10 protein-coding genes and 2 tRNA genes are annotated in these 18,020 nt (G+C 59.6%); 5 read left to right on the forward strand and 7 right to left on the reverse strand.

Annotation, left to right across the window (positions count from 1 at the left end):
- The first annotated feature begins 34 nt into the window (after positions 1 to 34).
- Positions 35 to 1,081, forward strand: a complete 1,047-nt coding sequence (locus FW756_RS08360; RefSeq protein WP_446429712.1) for a glycosyltransferase family 2 protein — start codon at positions 35 to 37, stop codon at positions 1,079 to 1,081.
- A gap of 28 nt (positions 1,082 to 1,109) precedes the next feature.
- On the opposite strand, the gene FW756_RS08365 is transcribed toward FW756_RS08360, so the two are convergent.
- The 3 genes from FW756_RS08365 to FW756_RS08375 form a co-directional block, all read right to left on the reverse strand.
- Positions 1,110 to 3,503 (reverse strand): CDP-glycerol glycerophosphotransferase family protein, encoded by a 2,394-nt coding sequence (locus FW756_RS08365; RefSeq protein WP_446429713.1) that lies wholly within the window; start codon positions 3,501 to 3,503, stop codon positions 1,110 to 1,112.
- A 96-nt stretch (positions 3,504 to 3,599) separates the two neighbouring features.
- Positions 3,600 to 5,111 (reverse strand): S1C family serine protease, encoded by a 1,512-nt coding sequence (locus FW756_RS08370; RefSeq protein ID WP_446429714.1) that lies wholly within the window; start codon positions 5,109 to 5,111, stop codon positions 3,600 to 3,602.
- A gap of 131 nt (positions 5,112 to 5,242) precedes the next feature.
- Complete coding sequence (locus FW756_RS08375; protein WP_446429715.1) at positions 5,243 to 7,759, reverse strand: hypothetical protein; 2,517 nt, start codon at positions 7,757 to 7,759, stop codon at positions 5,243 to 5,245.
- A gap of 162 nt (positions 7,760 to 7,921) precedes the next feature.
- On the opposite strand from FW756_RS08375, the gene FW756_RS08380 reads away from it, so the two are divergent.
- Together FW756_RS08380 and FW756_RS08385 are read left to right on the forward strand one after the other, a co-directional pair.
- Positions 7,922 to 7,995 (forward strand) — tRNA-Met (locus tag FW756_RS08380).
- A gap of 180 nt (positions 7,996 to 8,175) precedes the next feature.
- Positions 8,176 to 8,249: transfer RNA gene (locus FW756_RS08385), tRNA-Met, on the forward strand.
- Positions 8,250 to 8,596: 347 nt separating this feature from the next.
- Here FW756_RS08385 and FW756_RS08390 read toward each other — a convergent pair.
- The gene (locus FW756_RS08390) at positions 8,597 to 11,578 is read right to left on the reverse strand and encodes a UPF0182 family membrane protein (protein WP_446429716.1); all 2,982 of its coding nucleotides are present in this window, start codon (positions 11,576 to 11,578) and stop codon (positions 8,597 to 8,599) included.
- A gap of 76 nt (positions 11,579 to 11,654) precedes the next feature.
- Positions 11,655 to 12,749 carry a YlbL family protein gene (locus FW756_RS08395; protein ID WP_446429717.1) on the reverse strand — a complete coding sequence of 365 codons (1,095 nt, stop codon included), beginning with the start codon at positions 12,747 to 12,749 and terminating at the stop codon, positions 11,655 to 11,657.
- A 169-nt stretch (positions 12,750 to 12,918) separates the two neighbouring features.
- Between FW756_RS08395 and FW756_RS08400 the strand changes: the two genes are divergently transcribed.
- Positions 12,919 to 14,331: a zinc-dependent metalloprotease gene (locus FW756_RS08400; RefSeq protein WP_446429718.1), complete on the forward strand. Its 1,413-nt coding sequence runs from the start codon at positions 12,919 to 12,921 to the stop codon at positions 14,329 to 14,331.
- An 82-nt stretch (positions 14,332 to 14,413) separates the two neighbouring features.
- On the forward strand, positions 14,414 to 15,271 hold the full coding sequence (locus FW756_RS08405) for a hypothetical protein (RefSeq protein ID WP_446429719.1): 858 nt from the start codon (positions 14,414 to 14,416) through the stop codon (positions 15,269 to 15,271).
- 42 nt (positions 15,272 to 15,313) lie between these two features.
- On the opposite strand, the gene FW756_RS08410 is transcribed toward FW756_RS08405, so the two are convergent.
- Together FW756_RS08410 and nudC are read right to left on the reverse strand one after the other, a co-directional pair.
- Complete coding sequence (locus FW756_RS08410) at positions 15,314 to 17,032, reverse strand: ATP-dependent helicase (protein WP_446429720.1); 1,719 nt, start codon at positions 17,030 to 17,032, stop codon at positions 15,314 to 15,316.
- Complete coding sequence (gene nudC / locus FW756_RS08415; protein WP_446429721.1) at positions 17,029 to 17,964, reverse strand: NAD(+) diphosphatase; 936 nt, start codon at positions 17,962 to 17,964, stop codon at positions 17,029 to 17,031. Before nudC ends, FW756_RS08410 begins: the two co-directional genes overlap by 4 nt.
- Positions 17,965 to 18,020: the final 56 nt, after the last annotated feature.

Raw genomic sequence — 18,020 nt, forward strand, 5'->3', positions numbered from 1 at the left:
CAAGGATACCGGGCAGGTATGGGAAGATCGTGACGTGACCGCAGTCGAACCCCTCCCAGAGCAGCCAGCAGTGAGCTACATCATGCCCGTCCTCAATGAGGAGGGGTTCCTTGAAGCAGCTGTCGAAACGATCCTCGCGCAGGACTACGACGGTGAGAAAGAGATCGTGCTCGCGCTCGGCCCATCACACGATGCGAGCAACGAAATCGCAGCGCGGATCGCCGCACGTGATCCAAGGGTTGTCCTCGTCGATAATCCAGAACGTGATATCCCAGCAGGCTTAAATCATGCAATCGCTGCGAGCCGCTTCCCGGTCATCGTGCGGGTAGACGCTCATTCAGAACTCACCCCTGACTACACGCGAGTCGCGATCGCAGCACTTCGCGAAACTGGCGCCGCGAATGTTGGCGGAGTCATGCGAGCTGCGGGCGCGACTGACGTTCAGCGCGCAATTGCCCGCGGGTACAACAGTCCCTTTGGGCTCGGCGGCGGCGCGTACCACGGCGATGGCACCCCCGGCCCGGCTGAATCGGCGTACCTCGGCGTTTTCCGACGGAGCGTACTTGATCGTGTGGGCGGGTACGACCCCGCTATTCTGCGCGGTGAAGACTGGGAACTGAACCTCCGGATCCGCAATCTCGGCGAAACCATTTGGTTTGAACCGAAACTCGGTGTCACCTACTGGCCGCGGGCGAGTTTCGGCGCGCTCGCACGTCAGTTCTTCGCGACAGGCAATTGGCGCGCTGTGCTCGTACGCAAGTACGGTGGTGCAAACCCTTGGCGGTTCTTCGCCCCTGGAACCCTAGTCATTGGCTTGGCGGCGAGCCTCATCACCCTGCTGTTGCAGGTCTGCGGCGTCATGCCCTTCGCCTCGTTCTGGTCACTCCTCTGGGCGCCAGCAGCGCTGTACGTGCTCGGCATCCTGTTCGCAGTCGCGCGGATCCCGGAACAGCGGGGGCTTCGCGACCGCTGGTTGACGGCAGTCACCCTCGTGACCATGCACACTGCGTGGGGCACAGGATTCTTGCGCGGAATCGTCTTCGGCGGCGGCAAGGTTGTTGACCGGTCGCGAATCGCTTAACCAGGTTTCGAAACGCACACAGCGTGAGTCAGCCTCGTAAACCGCGCTCGACGAGCGCATCTACGACCCGCTGAGCTGCCATCCCGTCGTCGAACGGGGTGAATTTCTCGCGCCAAGCAGCCGCTGCTGGAGCGTATGCTTCACGCCATGGCGCGCAATCGCCAGCGGCAGCGAGCGCGACTGCGTGCTCAACAACTGCTGCTCGAGTAGTCAGAATTGGACCAGGCGCTTCACGTTCAAAGTCGAAGGTGAAGCCCCGCTCGCTATCTCGATATGCAGCAAGGTCGGGTGCAAAGAACACTGTTGGCGTACGCGAAACTGCCGCGTCAAACATGACAGAGGAATAATCGGTGACGAGGAGATCACACGCAAGCAGCGCGTCATTGATGTCTGGATGATGTGACACGTCGATGACGTTGCCGCTCCCCCGCGTTGCGTATCCGCCCAGGTCATGGGTGCGCGTGTGGCCACGGGCGATCACGGTCCAGTCGTCTCCGAGCTGCTGCGCGAGTGCATTGACATCAAGATCATCGCTCGGTCCAACCTGACGCTCACGCCACGTTGGCGCGTACAGCAGCACACGTGTGCTTTCAGGCACTCCAAGGGCATCGCGAGCTGCGCGCCGCACAATTGGATTGATCTCTGTCACACCATCACGGTCTTGTACGACCGCCTGCGCCAGCCTGTCATCTCGTGGGTAGCCCGACTCAAGGATCTCGCCCCGGAACGCATAGCTTTTGCGGAATTGCTCAGTCGAATGAGGATTCTGGGAGAGCATCAGTGACCAACGCGCACTTTCGCGGCGGATCGCGATCCGCGTCCGAAGTGACACATGAGGCCGACCGAGTGCGAGGTGCTTCAGCATCGTGCCGTGCCATGTCTGCAGAACGACCTGTCGGCGCTGGGGCTTGAAACCAAATCGGAGCCAATCATTGACAATGATGAAAGCCGCGCGTTTGCGAGCTGCTTGCCATTCGTGCCCGCCGACGAGCACGGGAACTGCCCCGGCCGGTACAACTTGATTCTCGCTCGTGATACTCCAGTAGCGAGGCGTCTCTGGGAACCGAGCCGCGATCTCGCGATCAATTGCGAGCGGGTTACAGCTCACTTGGCGCCCATAGAACGATTCAAAGAAGACTGCGTCTGCTGGCACAAGTTCAGCGGCAGGCGTATCAAGACGAGCAATGGCATCTAGGACACGGTCTGCGGACCCACCACTTGTGAACTCGTGGAACCGGTGCGCGAAGGCTTTTGCCTGCCGAATGGCTTCCCTGCGCTCCTGACTGCCGACTTCACACATACGGGCGATGCGGGTCTGCACGGCACCCCAGGTCGCGTCAACGCGCCCAGCGGTCGTGACGTGGAACGGCTCATACAGGCCTCGCGTCGCTTCATACTGCGCAAGATCCGGAGCGAACCAAATGATCGGCCGCTGCATGAGCGAGAAGTCAACCGCAATCGATGAGTAGTCAGTGATGAGCACGTCAAAGGCGCCGAGCAGCGGGGTAATGTCACGCGCAGTTTCACTCGAGAGGAGGTGAACGCGTTCACCGACAAGGTGCGCGTAGTCGCCCTCCCCCAGCGGGTGCGAGCGGATCACAAGGTGCGCTCGTGAGCGTTCGAGCTGCGCGATGAGCGCAGCGGCTTCCGCAATTGTTGGCACGGCTGCATCGGTCTCACCGTCGCGCCACGTCGGCGCGTACAACACGATGGTGTCTGTTGCAGCAATCGCGGGGTCGAGCAGCTCACACACCGTGCGTCGAGTAGCTGCTGCACGTTCGGGATCTGCCGCTTGCAGGATGAGCTGATCATCACGGGCGTCGCCAAGGACCTGAACTTTGCCTGGCTGGACACGGAACGCGGACCGCATGCGCTGAGCCGACTCGACGGAACCAGCGACAAAGAGCGAGACCTGTCGGGTACCGCGCAAATACATCCGGCGGAGGACGGCGCGAAGCGGAGCTGGTCCGCTGAAGGTCATCGTTACCGGCGAATCAAGGTGGATCCGCTTGAGCGGCGCACCGTGCCACAGCTGCACGACGAGCGCGCGAAACGGCGCATACCGGTTCACGTCGCCGAGTCCATGCGTGACGATCAGGTGGCGGGCCCGAAGCGTGGTCCAGAAACCTCGCCAGGTATCGCGTTGCAGAGGGATGAACCCTTCAGCCGCGGCGAGCGCTGTCTCTGCCTCGTTGTGTTCCCCTGAAGCAATCGACCAAAATATTTCGGCGTGCGGTTCACGGGCTCGCAGACGCTTGGCGACTTCGAGTGCCCCCTCGCCGACTCCAATTCCGCTGCCGAAAACCCAGCGATCGCGTCTACGTGGAACGAACCACGCAAGCAGCCAGCCAAAGGCGTACGCAGGTATCGAGAGCAGTTTGGCGAGATTACCCGTGGCAAAGTGAAACCGGCTCGTGCTCATCTCATCAACTGTAGGGCATATGGCTGGGCCGAATACGACTGTGCGGCAGAACCGATGTGGTTCTGCCGCACAGTGTGTTTTCAGAGCTGGTGGTGATTACCAGTCCAGGCTTCCGAGGGTGACTTCTACCTGCCCAGGCACGCCTGCACGGGAGTAATCAACAGTGACCTTCTCGTTTGCGCCGTGAGTACGGACGAGCGCTGAGACAGTGACACCATCTGCGGCTGGAACACCGTCAACTGCAGTGACGACGTCACCGGGCTTGAGCCCTGCCTTCGCCGCTGCGCCACCGCGGACGACTTCAGCGATCAATCCACCGGCAAGCTGCGCATCTGCATCGGTGTCCTGGCTTGCGTCGACCACACTCGCACCGAGCAAGCCGTATGACGGTTTCTCGCCAGCGATGATCTCATCCGCTACGCGGGCAGCTGCATTTGCAGGGATTGCGAAGCCAAGACCAGCGCTACCAGCACCAGCTTCGGTTGCTCCCGGCGATGCGATTGCGACGTTTATACCGATAAGTTCGCCAGCCCCGTTGAGGAGTGCGCCACCCGAGTTGCCTGGGTTGATTGACGCGTCTGTCTGGATCACGGGAAGCGTCACTGCACCAGTCGGCTTCTGATCCTGCCCCTGCGCATCAAACCTGAAGTCCCAAGGCGAATTTGACTCGCCCTCAGGCTGGTTGTTCGGGTCGCTCGGTACGAGCGGACTTCCGACAGTGATGCCTCGGTTCAACGCACTGACGATGCCACTTGTGACGGTGTTCGACAAACTCATTGGAGCGCCGATTGCAACCGCAAGGTCGCCAACGTTTACCTCGTTTGAGTCTGCAACCTTGATCGGCGTGAGTCCCTTAGGATCAACCTTCAGCACGGCGATGTCTGTGTAGGGCGCTGTGCCAACAAGCTCAGCTTTACGGGTGCTGCCGTCATGCAGCTTCACCTGAATCGTGGGAGAGCTGGTTGCACCGTCGAGAAGCGCGACGTGCGCGTTCGTGATGATGTACCCGTCATTGCCGTAAATGACGCCTGATCCGGAGCCCGACGATCCGTCACCCTGCACCATGACGGTGACGACGCTTGGGGTCGCAACGAGCGCTACCTGTGTGACATCGGTCACGGTCTCTGGGTTATTCAACGTGACTGCGCTCTGGTTCACCGCGGTCGTCGCGGGGTGAGCATTCGCAGATACGATCGCCGCGACGCCCCCACCGACGATGCCACCGAGCAACGCACCGATTGCGAGCCCAACGAGAAGCACATTTCCCTTGCTCTTGTCAGCTGGCTTCTTGGGCTCAGCTGGAATGCCGAAACTTGCGCCGCCCTGACCACCTGCAGGAGGAAGCGGTGGTACACCACCAGCTTCATCGCCTGCGGGCGGCAGAACTTCTGTCGCCTGCATATGCTGCGCGGGAGCAGGAGCAGCTGGAGCCGCAGGGACCTCAGTGGTCATCGCCGCGGGAGCGGCGGGCACGGTGGCCTCCGTCGGAGCCGCTGGCGGAGCCGCCTGGTCAGGCGTCGCAGCGGGCGCAGGAGTCGCCGGAGCAGAAAGCATTGAATCCGGCGTCGTCGTCGAGTTCGGCTGTTCAGTATCTGGGGTATTCGCCATGAGCGGTTTCCTTCTTGGTCTTTGGTGTGTACTAGCTTCTCGCGAATTCCTATGTTTTTAACGAGCGAAACCTGCAAACACGCTGCATCCCTTTGGCCAACAAGGAGAAACCACCGTCTCGAAGCAGATATTTACTGTCGGGAACGCTTCCTCCGGCTTCGAACCACGCAAGCCACTACAGTCGCTCCTCCCCCGAAGGTCACACAAATACCCCAGAGCAGCTGCTCCAGTCGATTCCCGCCACCGGTAGCGGCGAGCGAAGCCTTCGTTTTCGGGTGCACGACCGTGCGTTCGTTCTCCAACCCACATGTTCCGCGGTGCAGCAGGATTTCTTCTCCTGTTCGATCATCTTTCGCCACGAGGGATTCCACCCAAAAAATCGTTCCCTCACTTCGCGTAATCACCGGCGGCGAGTGGTACTCCGCATCACTCCTCTCGACAGGAACCGCGGGGGTTGTCGATACGGGTTGGGACTCACAAGACGCGCTCGCTGCCTCGGCTGCTGACCAAGTTTTCCCAGGTGACTCCCCTCGCCACTGTTCATCAAACCGAGGCATCCCAGCTCTCGGCTGCAAGTACGCGGTGAAGGTCACTTCGGTCTGCATACCGACAGGAAGCAGACCGTGAATTGCTGCGACATCGCGCATTGACTCACCCACCGCAACTGATTCCTGGGCTTGAGTGGTTGCGTGCGGAACTTCGATCCTGGCCGAAGCCGTCGGTGAACCCCAGACGTCACAGGTATCAGAGATCAGAGGCTGGACTTCTACAGGTTGATCCTCCTGCAATACACAAGCTTGGACTGTCACCCCGCCACGGGCTTCCCGCGGCACCTCGATACGAAGGCGCGCTTGGTCAACAGGCGGTGCCGCATATGACTGGTCCGCCCGCCCCGCCGCAGATTTCAGGACGGTTGAAAGAAGTTGTCCTGATCGAATGAGCGCAGGCTTCGAGAGCCCCAGTGAGGACGGGTCCAAGTCTGCCGGTCGTGTCACAGGTATGAAGTCAGTTGAGAGAACCCCGGCAGTCTCAGGAGCATGATCTCGTGGCTGCACTTCTCCTGAAGTTTCATACATCGTCGCGCGAATCACCAGCGGCACCGCTCCGTCCGACTCGCCAAGCCAGGCATCGTCAAGCAAACCTATTTTCCAACTAGCAATCGTTGATCCGCCGATTGGCAGCGTTTCGTCCTCAAGTTCCGTGAGCGGGACCGGACGCATAGGCTGCACGTGAGTTTCCGACTCCAACCCGAGCTCATCAGCAAACACGTACTCCGAGTTCAGGTGCCATGCCGCGGGATCCCCCGTTTGTAGCTGGCTCCCCTGGTCTACACCTGCGATTTTCCACACCCACGAGTAGAAGCCGACTGCGCTCGCAGAGCCAGCGGGTGCCTGGACCTCGTATGTCCCAGGTCCGACATCAGCAACAAGAGTTACCTGCGCGGCCACCGGCAATGAATCAATGTCGAGCTTGCTGTGGGGACGAGATCGAAGTGGGCCATAGAGCGTGCCTGTGGCTCGCACTTCCCTGAAGCGTTGCTCCTCACCAGAGACGTAGGTTGGCCAGGGGCTTCCCTCCTCCGCCACAATCGTGACCCGATCAGTTGGCGCGTCAGACGGAGTAAGTCGCACTGCGTCTACTTGCGTCGTAAGTGTCGGGCGAAACGTCCGTTCTGCTGGCGCCGCACGCCCCCAGGTTCCAGAGCGACGCGTCTGTTCAGGCTTGGCCATACCAAGTTGTTGCTGGCCGGAGGAACTCTTCCCTGCGAAGACGGTCATCGCTGCCGGCCATCCGTTACGCACGAGTTCCCAGGCACCACTCACCGAGGGGCCTACGTCACTGCCATCCGCCATTTCCAATCGTTGTGTCCAGCGAATCGAGTGCCGCTGACCATCGGTGATCGACACGGTGCGCCGATCCGTAGAAAGGCTGACTCCGAGTCCTGGGTCTTCTCGAACAATCGCGCCGTGTAGCTGCAAGCTGGTCGTCCCTGCGAACGCATCAATCGTTCCTGTCAGACGGTCGTCACCATCCCACGTGATGATCGGTGCTTGAACGTCTACAGCGGCAGGAGTTGGCTTGGCATTGAGTTTCGCTTCTCTCACCATCTGGTCGGCAAGTGCCACCCATGTGGCACCGCTTGCCCGGCGGTTACGAATCACATGCTCGTTCAGCCACGGGTCACCTTCGCTGCGAATGATCCAAATCGCGAGCGACGTTGCGGCGGCGCGCACGTTCGCATCAGCCGCAAGATGCAAGGGAGCCCCAAAATTGTGCAGAATATAAGCCATCTGACGCAGCCCAGCAGGATCACTGTACGGCTCAACGAAGTGCCGTTTCCCACTCGTCCAGTACCCACGCAACGTTTGAACGTCCGCTTCGCCTGGTGTTTGAGCCCCAAGCGGTGTCTCAGCACCTGGCTCTAGGCAGTAGACCACTACGTTTGTGCCGCTGACGTTATATGAACCCATAAACCACTCCGCGGTCCACACCCCAGGCCCAAAAGTCGCTGCGTTGGCTGGCTGAGACACCCCGTTCAACGGCGGGGCAATCCCTGAACTCGCGACAATCAACATCGAAAGCACCCCCAAAAGCGCTCGCCAAGTCGCCTTCCACTTCCGTTCAGTCTTTGCTTCTGGGGATTGCACAATCTGCTCCTTTCAATTCGCGACTCGTCCGCGATGCCAATGATTGTGCGTGCCTACCATCGTCAAGGGGCAGTTATGCACAGCCCTCGCCACGCCCGAAATGAGTTGTTTTCCGCGCCGATTCGCTTCATCGAATTCAGGCGTGTATTGTTTTAGATGTGCCGCGGGATGGAGCAGTTCGGTAGCTCGCCGGGCTCATAACCCGGAGGTCGTAGGTTCAAATCCTGCTCCCGCAACTATGAGGAAGGCCCTGATCTATTGCAGATCAGGGCCTTCCGGCTTTTGTGCGCCAAATTTACGGAATACCTCTGAGCTGAGGTGCATGCCCGCACCCGTGCGCGAAACGGCGTGACGCGCCCAACGCGGCCGGTGGTTTAGGTACTCAGCGATCTTGACCGCTACGCTAATAGATGTGCCGCGGGATGGAGCAGTTCGGTAGCTCGCCGGGCTCATAACCCGGAGGTCGTAGGTTCAAATCCTGCTCCCGCAACTATGAGGAAGGCCCTGATCTATTGCAGATCAGGGCCTTCCGGCTTTTCATGGCGAATCCCACACTGCCTGACGAATCAGATCAGCCCTGCACCTCACATTCGATAAGGCGTCAACATACTTGTGAGCAACATCAGTGAGTGCACAACGGCCTCTAGAAACACCTCTGCTTCAGCTTGCGCTGAGTTATGCAGTGAACGCCACCGCCGCATGCATGCACCACGCCAACTGTCACGCAGTGTTTGAATGAGCTCAAGCCGCAACCGTAGGCCTCTACAGCCAAAGGTGCGAACAACATAGGGAGGCCCCGGAGCAAAAGCTCCGGGGCCTCCCTATGTATGGGTTCAACTACTCACTGGCGAGAGCGGCCTCAAGCGCCTGGCGCAGCTGTTCGTCAGCCTTGCCATAGGCGGTCCAATCACCCTTCTTCATTGCCGCATCGCGATCTTCGATCGCCTGCTGCATCTGCTTCAAGATGTCCTTGGTGCTCTGAGACGTGGCTGGCTTCTCGCCACCGCCGGAGGTCTCACCGGTGTCGCCGGAGCCTTCCGCGCCGGTGTCGCCACCGGCAAGGTTGCTATCGCCGGCGGAGACGCCCGAGTTACCACCGAAGAGCGAATCCAGTGCTTCATCAAGCGTGTCTTCGAACGCAATATCGCTACCGAAGGAGACAAGCACCTTCTGCAGCAGCGGGAACTGCGTGCCCGACGAAGCTTCGATATAGACAGGCTGGACGTACAGGAGTCCACCACCAACGGGGAGCGTCAGCAAGTTACCGCTGACCACCTTGGTGCCACCCTGGCGAAGCAGGTTCAACTCAGTCGACACCTTCGGGTCGGTGTTGAAGTTGTTCTGCATCTGGCCGGGGCCAGCGATGGTGTTGCCCTTGGGCAGAGTGAGCAGCTTCAGTGTGCCGTAATCCTCTGATATCTCGCCGTCCTTAGACCCGGCATTCGAGTTTGCTGCGAGATAACCGGTCAAGATATCTCGCGCGTTCTCACCACGCGCATCGGGGATGAAGGTCGAATAGATCGAGTAGTTCGGTTCTGCGTCCTGACCAGCCGAAAGCGTCAGGTAGTACGGCGGCTGGGCGAGCGCCTGGCCACCATCGCTCGATGATGATGCAACAGGATCACTCGGTGTACGCCATGCGTCTTCCTTCGAGTAGAAGGCACCAGCATCGGTTACGTGGTACTTGCTCAGAACCTCACGCTGCATCTTGAAGAGGTCCGTCGGGTAGCGGACGTGGCTCAGCAGATCACCGCTCATCTCAGATACGGGAGTGAACGAATCAGGGTAGATCGACTGCCATGCCTTCAAGATGGGATCGGTCTCGTCCCAGGCGTAGAGCTTGACGGTGCCGTCATACGCATCGACTGTTGCCTTCACCGAATTGCGAATGTAGTTCACGTTCTTCGGCAGCGGCGACTGACGCTCGGTATCAGCATCGGCGATGAGCGCGTTCATGTCGCTCACCTGCGAGTACGGGTAATTCGCAGACGTCGTGTACCCGTCGATGATCCAGACGATCTTGCCGTCAACGACCGAGGCGTACGGTGATTCATCAAGGGTCAGGTACGGAGCGACCTTCTGCACACGCTCGAGCGGATTACGGTCGTACAGCACCTGCGAGTTGTCTGCCACATCGCCGGAGAGTAGCAACTCAACATCCTGGAACTTGAGCGCGTAGATCATCTTCGTGAACAGGTTATTCAGAACCGGTCCACCGTTACCCTCGAAGGTAGTGAAATTTGGGCGACCAGAATCTGTCGATTCAGCAGCCGCTTCATCGGTCTTCTCACTAGGTTCACCCTCCGCAGAGGCTTCGGCCGCAGGGGCTTCAGCGTCGGCAGGGAAGTCCAGCTCGATCGACTTCTTTCGGTCGCCACCGACGATGGAGTACTCAGGTGAGTTCATACCAAAGTACACGCGAGGCTCAAACTCGCCGAGCTTGCCAGCACTTGGGATGCCGCTCTCGAGGAATACGGGTTCACCACCGGGTGAACGCTGGTTACCGTAGGCAGCAACAAGACCGTAGCCGTGCGTGTACACAAGAGTCTTGTTGTACCAGCCGCTCTGACCAGAAATATCGATGTCGCGAACCGCTGAAACGGTGTCTTCCACCTTGCCGTCAATCACGTAACGGTCAACATTCAAGCTATTCGGGAACTTGTAGTACTGCTTGCTCTGCTCAAGCTGAGAGAACGTACGGGCGATCCGCTCCGGATCCATAATGCGAATGTTCGAAGTTGCAACCGCATCATCGCGCAGCGCACCGGGTTCAGCGTCGGTGTTCGCGTCGTAGCGTTCAATCTGGACCTTATCCAGGCCGTACGCGGCACGCGTCGCATCAATATTGCGCTTGATGTACTCAGATTCAAGGCTCTTCTCATCAGGGGTGACCTTGAACTGCTGGACAGTCCAGGGGTAGCCAACACCGAGCACCAGGCTCGAGACGACGAAGAGCGCGGTGCCGATTACCGGCAGACGCCATTTACCGGTAAACGCCGTAATGAGGAAGAGCACAGCAACGATCGCTGCGATACCCGCCAAAATCTGCTTGCCGGGAATCACAGCGTTCGCGCCGGTGTACATCGCACCGGTGCCAATTTCAGACGTCTCAGTAAGCGTGCTGTACTGGCTGAGCCAGAGGCTAGCTGCCTGAATGAGGAGGAACAACACCACGAGAACCGCAGCCTGAATTCGGGTGGCCTTCGACACACGGAACTCACGTGCAGCAATCGAGATACCGCCGTAGAGGAAGCTCGTTGAAACTCCTGCGATCAGGGCAATCAGAACAACGGCTGAAGCGAAGGAAAGCACCGACTGCCAAATTGGCAGCGTAAAGAGGTAGAAGGAGACGTCCAGTCCGAACTGCGGATCAGTCGTTCCTGTGGGCGAACTGTTCATCCACAGCATGACCTTCTGCCAGCTGGAAGCTGCCGCGGTTGCCGCGAACAGACCGATGACCGCCGGAAGGCCCCACTTCACCACGCGGCGAATGGGCTCAAATGCTTCTTGGTAGCGATCAAGCTGAGCGGTAAGCCGGGCGTAGACCGGTCGCTTACGGTAGGCAATGTCGATCGACAGGAAGACCGGAATCGCCATCCCAAGGAATCCAACAACAAACATCACCGCCGCCGCAATCCACTGCGTAGCAAAGACGGGGAGGTAGTCCACCTGTCTAAACCACAACACTTCGGTGAATACCGCCGCTACTGCCAAAAAGGCAATGACGAGAGCCACCACGAGCACGACAGTAATCGCGAGTGGTGAAAACTTCCTCGTTTGGGCGGGGTCAGTAACAATCGGGTCGGTCACGTCTGCCATTACACGCTTTCTCGTCGCCGGTGCTCAAGACACCGCGGGCAAGGTTTCTACCACCCTACCTGTCCGAGCTGACGAGTTACCTGGCTTTACACAGTTCGAGTCCGGCTGGTTTCGTGCCGTTCTGATATTCCTTGACAACAGTGATCGCTTCATCAAGTGTCGCAACGGGTGCGACGGTCAATCCGGCAGGCACATTTTCTGGTACCTGCGCACAGTTTTCGATGGGCATGAGAAACAGGTCAGTGCCTGCGCGATCCGCCGCCCACATCTTTTGCTTCAGACCCCCAATTGCGCCGACCTTCCCCTGCGCGCTCATAGTGCCAGTGCCGCTCACTTTCAACCCATCGAACATGTCCCCCTCGGACAGTCGGTCGATCACGCCGAGTGCAAATACGAGTCCTGCACTGGGTCCTCCGATGTCTTCAAGATGGATTTTCACGGTGTCGGGAATGTCTGCGTGCTGAGTGAGCGTCACGCCAATGCGAGGCGTCTCGGCGTCTGCCGGCTGCTTGGGTGTTACACTGACGGTTTTTGCCTCGCCATCGCGCAGAATGCCGATATCAAGCGGCGTCCCAGCACCTCGCTCTGTGAGCAACGCCCGGAACTCCTCAAGACTCGTCACAGGCACGCCGCTGGCTGACACAAGCACGTCACCGGCTTGCAATACTCCGTCTGCGGCTTCGCCAGCGACAACTTCGTGCACGCGTAGTTCAATTGCGATGTCCTCGCCGAGCGCAGCATAGGCGGCAATGAGCGCCGTCGACTGCGAGGACTCCATCATTGCTGCACTGAGTTCCTTACGCTCGTCGCCCGTGATTCCCTCGGGGTACATTTCGGCAAGCGGCTTGCGGTCTTGCGTCTCATCGAAGAACGTAGGAATCACTTCGAACAGGCTTGCGCTGCGTTCCGGGGTACCGAGCACCGATACGGTCAGGAGATTCAGCACGCCGGGCGTCTCATATCCAGATCCGTCAGTGCTCTCAATCACGTCAACTGGACCGTCTTCGAGCTCAATTTCGCTCAGCACGTTGACAACGGGCCCAGGCCGTTCCACGACGTAGCCTGACGGGATAAAACCGACGAGTACCAGAAGGACGATAACGATCGAGGCAATCGTGGTGCCACTCGGCTTGCGCCACGTTCGCTGAGTATCGACCGGTTCCAAGCTCATTGCGCTCCTCGCTGCGTTCCTGGTGGGAATGTGTCGTTTCGCGGATCGTGCACTCGGGCTGCTGTTCGCACTCGGCGCAACGAAATACGGGCGACGGAGGCCAATCTAGCAGGCGAAACCGAGCCTCTTGCCGTAGCGTTAAATCTATTCACGCTTGAGGGAGGGTGCCATGGGAGCAGACGATTTTGACCGGTCTGGTTCGAACGACGACTTCGAGGATTTGCAGCGCATTCTGCGCGACATGTTGTCGGGCAAGGGAATGCCGGAGGGTGGCTTCGATCCAGAGACCTTTGCCGGGGCAGCTGGATTGCCCGGAGACCCAGCAGCGTTGAAGAAGATGTTCGAGACGTTGCGCGGCGCAATGAATAACAGCTCTGATGGTGTTGATTGGTCGCTCGCTCGGAAGTCCGCGATCGAAGCTGCTGGCGGTACGGCAGCGGCGGATCCGGCAGCAGCTGAACGCGCTTTCCCCGTCGCGTCGCTCTGGCTCGACGAGGTCACCACCCTCGGCACCACCCAAGATGCACCTCGAACCATCACCCGGATCGAGTGGGTTCAGCAAAGCATCGACACCTGGATCGGACTCGCTGAGCCCGTTGCAGATTCGATCTCTGATGCGCTGCTTGGAGCTTTGGAAAGCCAGGTGCCAGAAGAAATGCGGCAGGGACTCCTCTCGCAAGCAGGCCCAATGCTTCGTAACGTCGGCGGTGCGCTCTTCGCGATGCAGCTTGGCTCGATCGTTGGCAGGCTTTCTGGCGAGGTGGTGTCTGCTGGGGATGTCGGCATTCCACTGTTCTCAGGTCCAGGCAAAGAAGGCGGCGCGCTTCTACCTTCAGGTGTTGCGGCGTTCACTGAGGGACTCGATCAAGACATTGAGGCTGTCACGCTGTACCTCGCAGTCCGTGAACTCGCACATGCGCGACTGTTCAGGCATACCAAATGGTTGCGACTGAATCTTCTCTCGGCGATCACTGAGTACGCCCGTGGCATCCGCATCGATACCGAGCGAATGGAAGACCTTGCACGCGACTTTGACCCGTCGCAGACCGAAGAACTCCAAGCGTTGCTCACAAGCGGTGCCCTCATTCCGCCAAAGACTCCGGAGCAAGAAGCTGCGCACGCCCGCCTTGAGACGATGCTTGCACTCATCGATGGCTGGGTAGACGTCGTCACTGAGCAGGCGACGAAGCGTCTTCCAGGCGCAAACGCCATTGCCGAGATGGTGCGTCGTCGTCGCGCCGCTGGGGGCCCTGCTGAGCGCGCATTCTCCGCGCTCGCTGGCCTCGAGCTGCGTCCGCGCCGCATGCGCGAAGCCGCGGCCATGTGGCGGCTTGTCGAGGAACACAGTGACGCGGCAACGCGTGACGGCCTCTGGTCACATCCTGATCTCCTGCCGACGGGTGACGAGGTCGATGATCCACAGACCCTGCTCGTGCGGCTTGGGCTCACCGATGCACCGGCTGCAGCCGACAGCTTTGATGAGGACCTCGCGCGGTTGTTGAGCGGAGATTTGCCCCCGCTCAATCGTGAAGACGATGATGCTGACGGCACGCAGTCGGGGGACGACAAACCAGTCACGTAAGTAGTCAAGCTCGCATCAGCAGAGGTTTCGCCGGTTGTGGATAACGACTCAGCGGAACCTCTGCTGCGTTCACAATGCAGCTATGACTCGAACCACTTGGAAACTTGACGCTGTCCCGCTCTGTTGGGAAACACCAGACACGCTCAGGCTGGGATTCGACGAGGTCGCTGTGCGGCTCGGCCCACTCTCAGCGGCGGCAAGACGCACGATTGAACTGCTCTGTGCAGGGGTCTCAAACGCGGCGGATCCCGTCGCTGCCGTTGCGGAGGCTATCCGTATGGCTGGCTGTCGCGATGCGGATGCCAGCTCGCTTGCAGCGGTCCTCCCCCAATATGTGACGTCGAGCGCCCAGTCCCAGACTGGGAAGATGACTGGCGCTCCCGCGCTTCGCACATTCATCGCCGACAACGGCCGAAATGTCACTGGCCTCGCGCACGCGCTCGATGCCTGCGGCGCATTCGCGTTCACTCGGATCACGTCGCGGCCAGACTTCGTCTTACGAGTGATTCGGTACCTTGAGCCACTTGAGTGGACCCAGCGCTGGCTGATGAACGGAGTCCCGCACTTACTCATCAGATACACGGATGTGGGGGTCCGCATCGGTCCGCTCGTCGGCAGTGAGGGTGCGCCGTGTCACACGTGCGAAGCGCTCCAGATCGTCGACGAAGATCCGCTTGCTCCTCGGCTTGCGGCCCAGCTCGTACAACAGGTTCCCGCCTCAGAGACGCCAACGATGACCAGACTGGCGATCGCTCATGCAATGCCTTTCGTGCAAGCCTGGCGTCAGGGACATGCCTGGGTTCGGCACCAACAGCTCGTCATTCCGCTCAGCCGCGGCGATCATCCTGCGAGCACGAGTCGAATTGGCGCGAGTCATTGGGAAACAATTGTTCCTCATGCGGAGTGCGGTTGCACGCTTGCAGCGCAGCAGGCCGCGTGACCTCTTCGGAGGTACGGCTGCCGACGTGAGATGCCAGTTTCTCTAGATGCCAGCCTCGGCAATAAAGCGTGACGGCACTGGTCCTGACTGTCGCGAGCCTGAGAGAAACAGCCGGTCGCGCGCACGAGTCACGGCAACGTAGCAGAGCCTACGTTCTTCTTCGATCGCTGCCTCATCTTGTGCGTAGTTAATCGGGAACATTCCTTCGCTCATGCCAACCACATGTACGAGGGACCATTCAAGACCTTTCGCTGCGTGAACAGCTGAAAGCGTGACCGCCTCTACCTTTGGCTCGTGCTGCGAACGCTGACGAGCCACCAGTTCGTCAGCGAACTCTCGAATTGTGGTTCCGGCTGGCATTTCATCAACGAGGCCAAGCAGCGCATTCAGCGCTTCCCAGCTCTCGCGTTCAGCCGCGCCCTCCGGAGGTTGCACGGTCCAGCCCCCTGCACGCAACGCATCACTGACGACCTGGAAAAGCGGGCGTGAGTCACCAGTCTTTGCTTCGCCTCGCAACAATAAGACGGCACGCTTCACATCTGCGCGATCGAAGAAGCGCTGGCCTCCGCGCACCTGTGACTGCGCTCCCTGCTTGGCAAGCGCTTCTTCAATGCGGAGAAGCTGCGCATTCGTACGCGCAAGTACTGCAATATCTGACGGCTGCGTTCCGCCTCTGATAGCAGCCGCAACAGAAGCTGCGACAGCCTGCGCCTCGTCTTGGTCAGTGGCGAACCACTCAAATCCTGGCGCGAGCACCTGCGTTTCAGGCGCAGCGACAGTCTCTGTGCCTACGGGGGTCTCGACACCGCCGCGCATAGGCTTTAGCTGCAGCGCCCCCGGTCGCTGCTTCATGAGTCGATTGGCTGCAGCGACGATCGGAGCGGTCGAACGATAGTTTCGCTCAAGTTTGAATTCTCGCGCCTGACGAAATTCGGTCCCGAATCCGAGGAGGTAATCACTTGACGCACCAGCAAACGAATAAATGGTCTGGCTTGCGTCGCCGACAACACAGAGATCGTTCCGATTACCTAGCCACAGTTTCAAGAGTTCATACTGCAGTGGCGAGACGTCCTGAAACTCGTCAACGGTGAAAAACCGATACTGCTCACGCACTTGCATTGCTGCTCGCGGCTCGATCTCAAGCATGCCAGAAAGCAATACGAGTACATCTTCAAAGTCGATCTGACGACGTTCTTCAAGGATCTGGCCGTACTTCGAGTGCAAATCAATCAGCGTCTCGGGGGTGAGCCCGTTGAGCGCCGGACGTTCACCGATTTTTGCGGCATACCCATCAAGGTCAAGCCGGGAGACCTTGCGCCATTCGATTTCGAACGCGACGTCACGAAGCGTGTCAGTGCTCAGCCGCATTCCGAGTGACTCGGCTGCTTGCGCGAGAACGGGCACTTTGCCATTGAGAATCTGTGGAGCATCGCCACCGACGAACTGTGGCCAAAAGAAACTCAGTTGTGCAAGCGCAGCACCGTGAAACGTCCGTGCTTTCACACCATCAGCGCCGAGCTCACGTAGGCGTCCCTGTAGCTCGCCAGCTGCCTTTCGAGTAAATGAAACCGCAAGCACACGCTCCGGCGCATAGACGCCTGTGCGCACGCCATATGCAATGCGATGCGTGATTGCACGCGTCTTGCCGGTTCCAGCACCAGCTCGCACTGCAACAGGACCAGACAGCGTCTCAGCAATAGCGCGCTGGTCAGGGTCGAGACCGGCCAGAACCTGCTCTGCATTCGAGATACTGCTCGTCACGCGTCACCCTCTGAAAGCCACAGGTCAACGAGCCAGCGCGCAATTGAAAGGTCGCCAGGCAGCTGAATTCCAACAGGCGGATTCCGCAGCTCATCTCTCGAGAACCAGCGGAGCTCGGAAATCTCTTCCGGATCTGCAACAAGGTCTGTAGGGAGCTGATCCGCCGCCAGCTTTGCACGGAAACCTAGCATGAGCGAGCGCGGGAACGGCCACGGTTGAGAAGCTACATAGGTGATGTCGGTCACTCGAGCGCCAGCTTCTTCACGCATCTCCCGCTCAACCGCATGTTCAGCTGTTTCACCGGCATCGATGTACCCAGCGAGAAGTGAGAATCGGCCAGATTCCCAGAGCGCGTTCGATCCCATGAGGAGCTTGTTGTCGTGCTCGACGATGACAATCACTGCGGGATCCATACGTGGGAACAGCTCGACGCCAGCTGCATCTCGGCGCGACCAACCGCCGTCAGCAAGAGTTGTCGGGGTGCCGTCTTGCGGCGAAAATCCTGCTGATCGGTGCCAGTTCAGGAGGGCGGCAGCGACAGTAAACACTTCGCGTTCCCCGGCGGACAGCTCTCCGCCGCGGACAAATGAGTGCACCCATTCAGTGCCCGCGTCATACCCGGCGGTGCTCCCCGCCGCCGCGTGCGTGCTAGCGTCGAATTCGCGAGCGAACACTGCCACTCCGCCGAGGCGTCCGATGAAGATCTCGCGGTCTGTGCGGATGCCTGCGGCAGGAACGAACACCAGTCGAGACTGGTGTGCACCTTCGCTTCGGACTGGAATCTGCCCCGCGCGGAGTTCAAGCACGCACGCTCCCGATGAGGCCCATGCCGCATCGAGCGCAGCTGGCTTGGTGCGGATCGCAGAATCGCGGTCAAGGTAGCCCGCACCCAGCGGAACACCTTCCGATGGCTTCGTGTCGCCTGCGTTCATCGCGTCCTCCTCAGATTTGCTCTCGCCGCTCGTGCGCGTGGCGCGTGGAACCGACC

This window comes from Leucobacter sp. 1207-22, assembly GCF_052850455.1.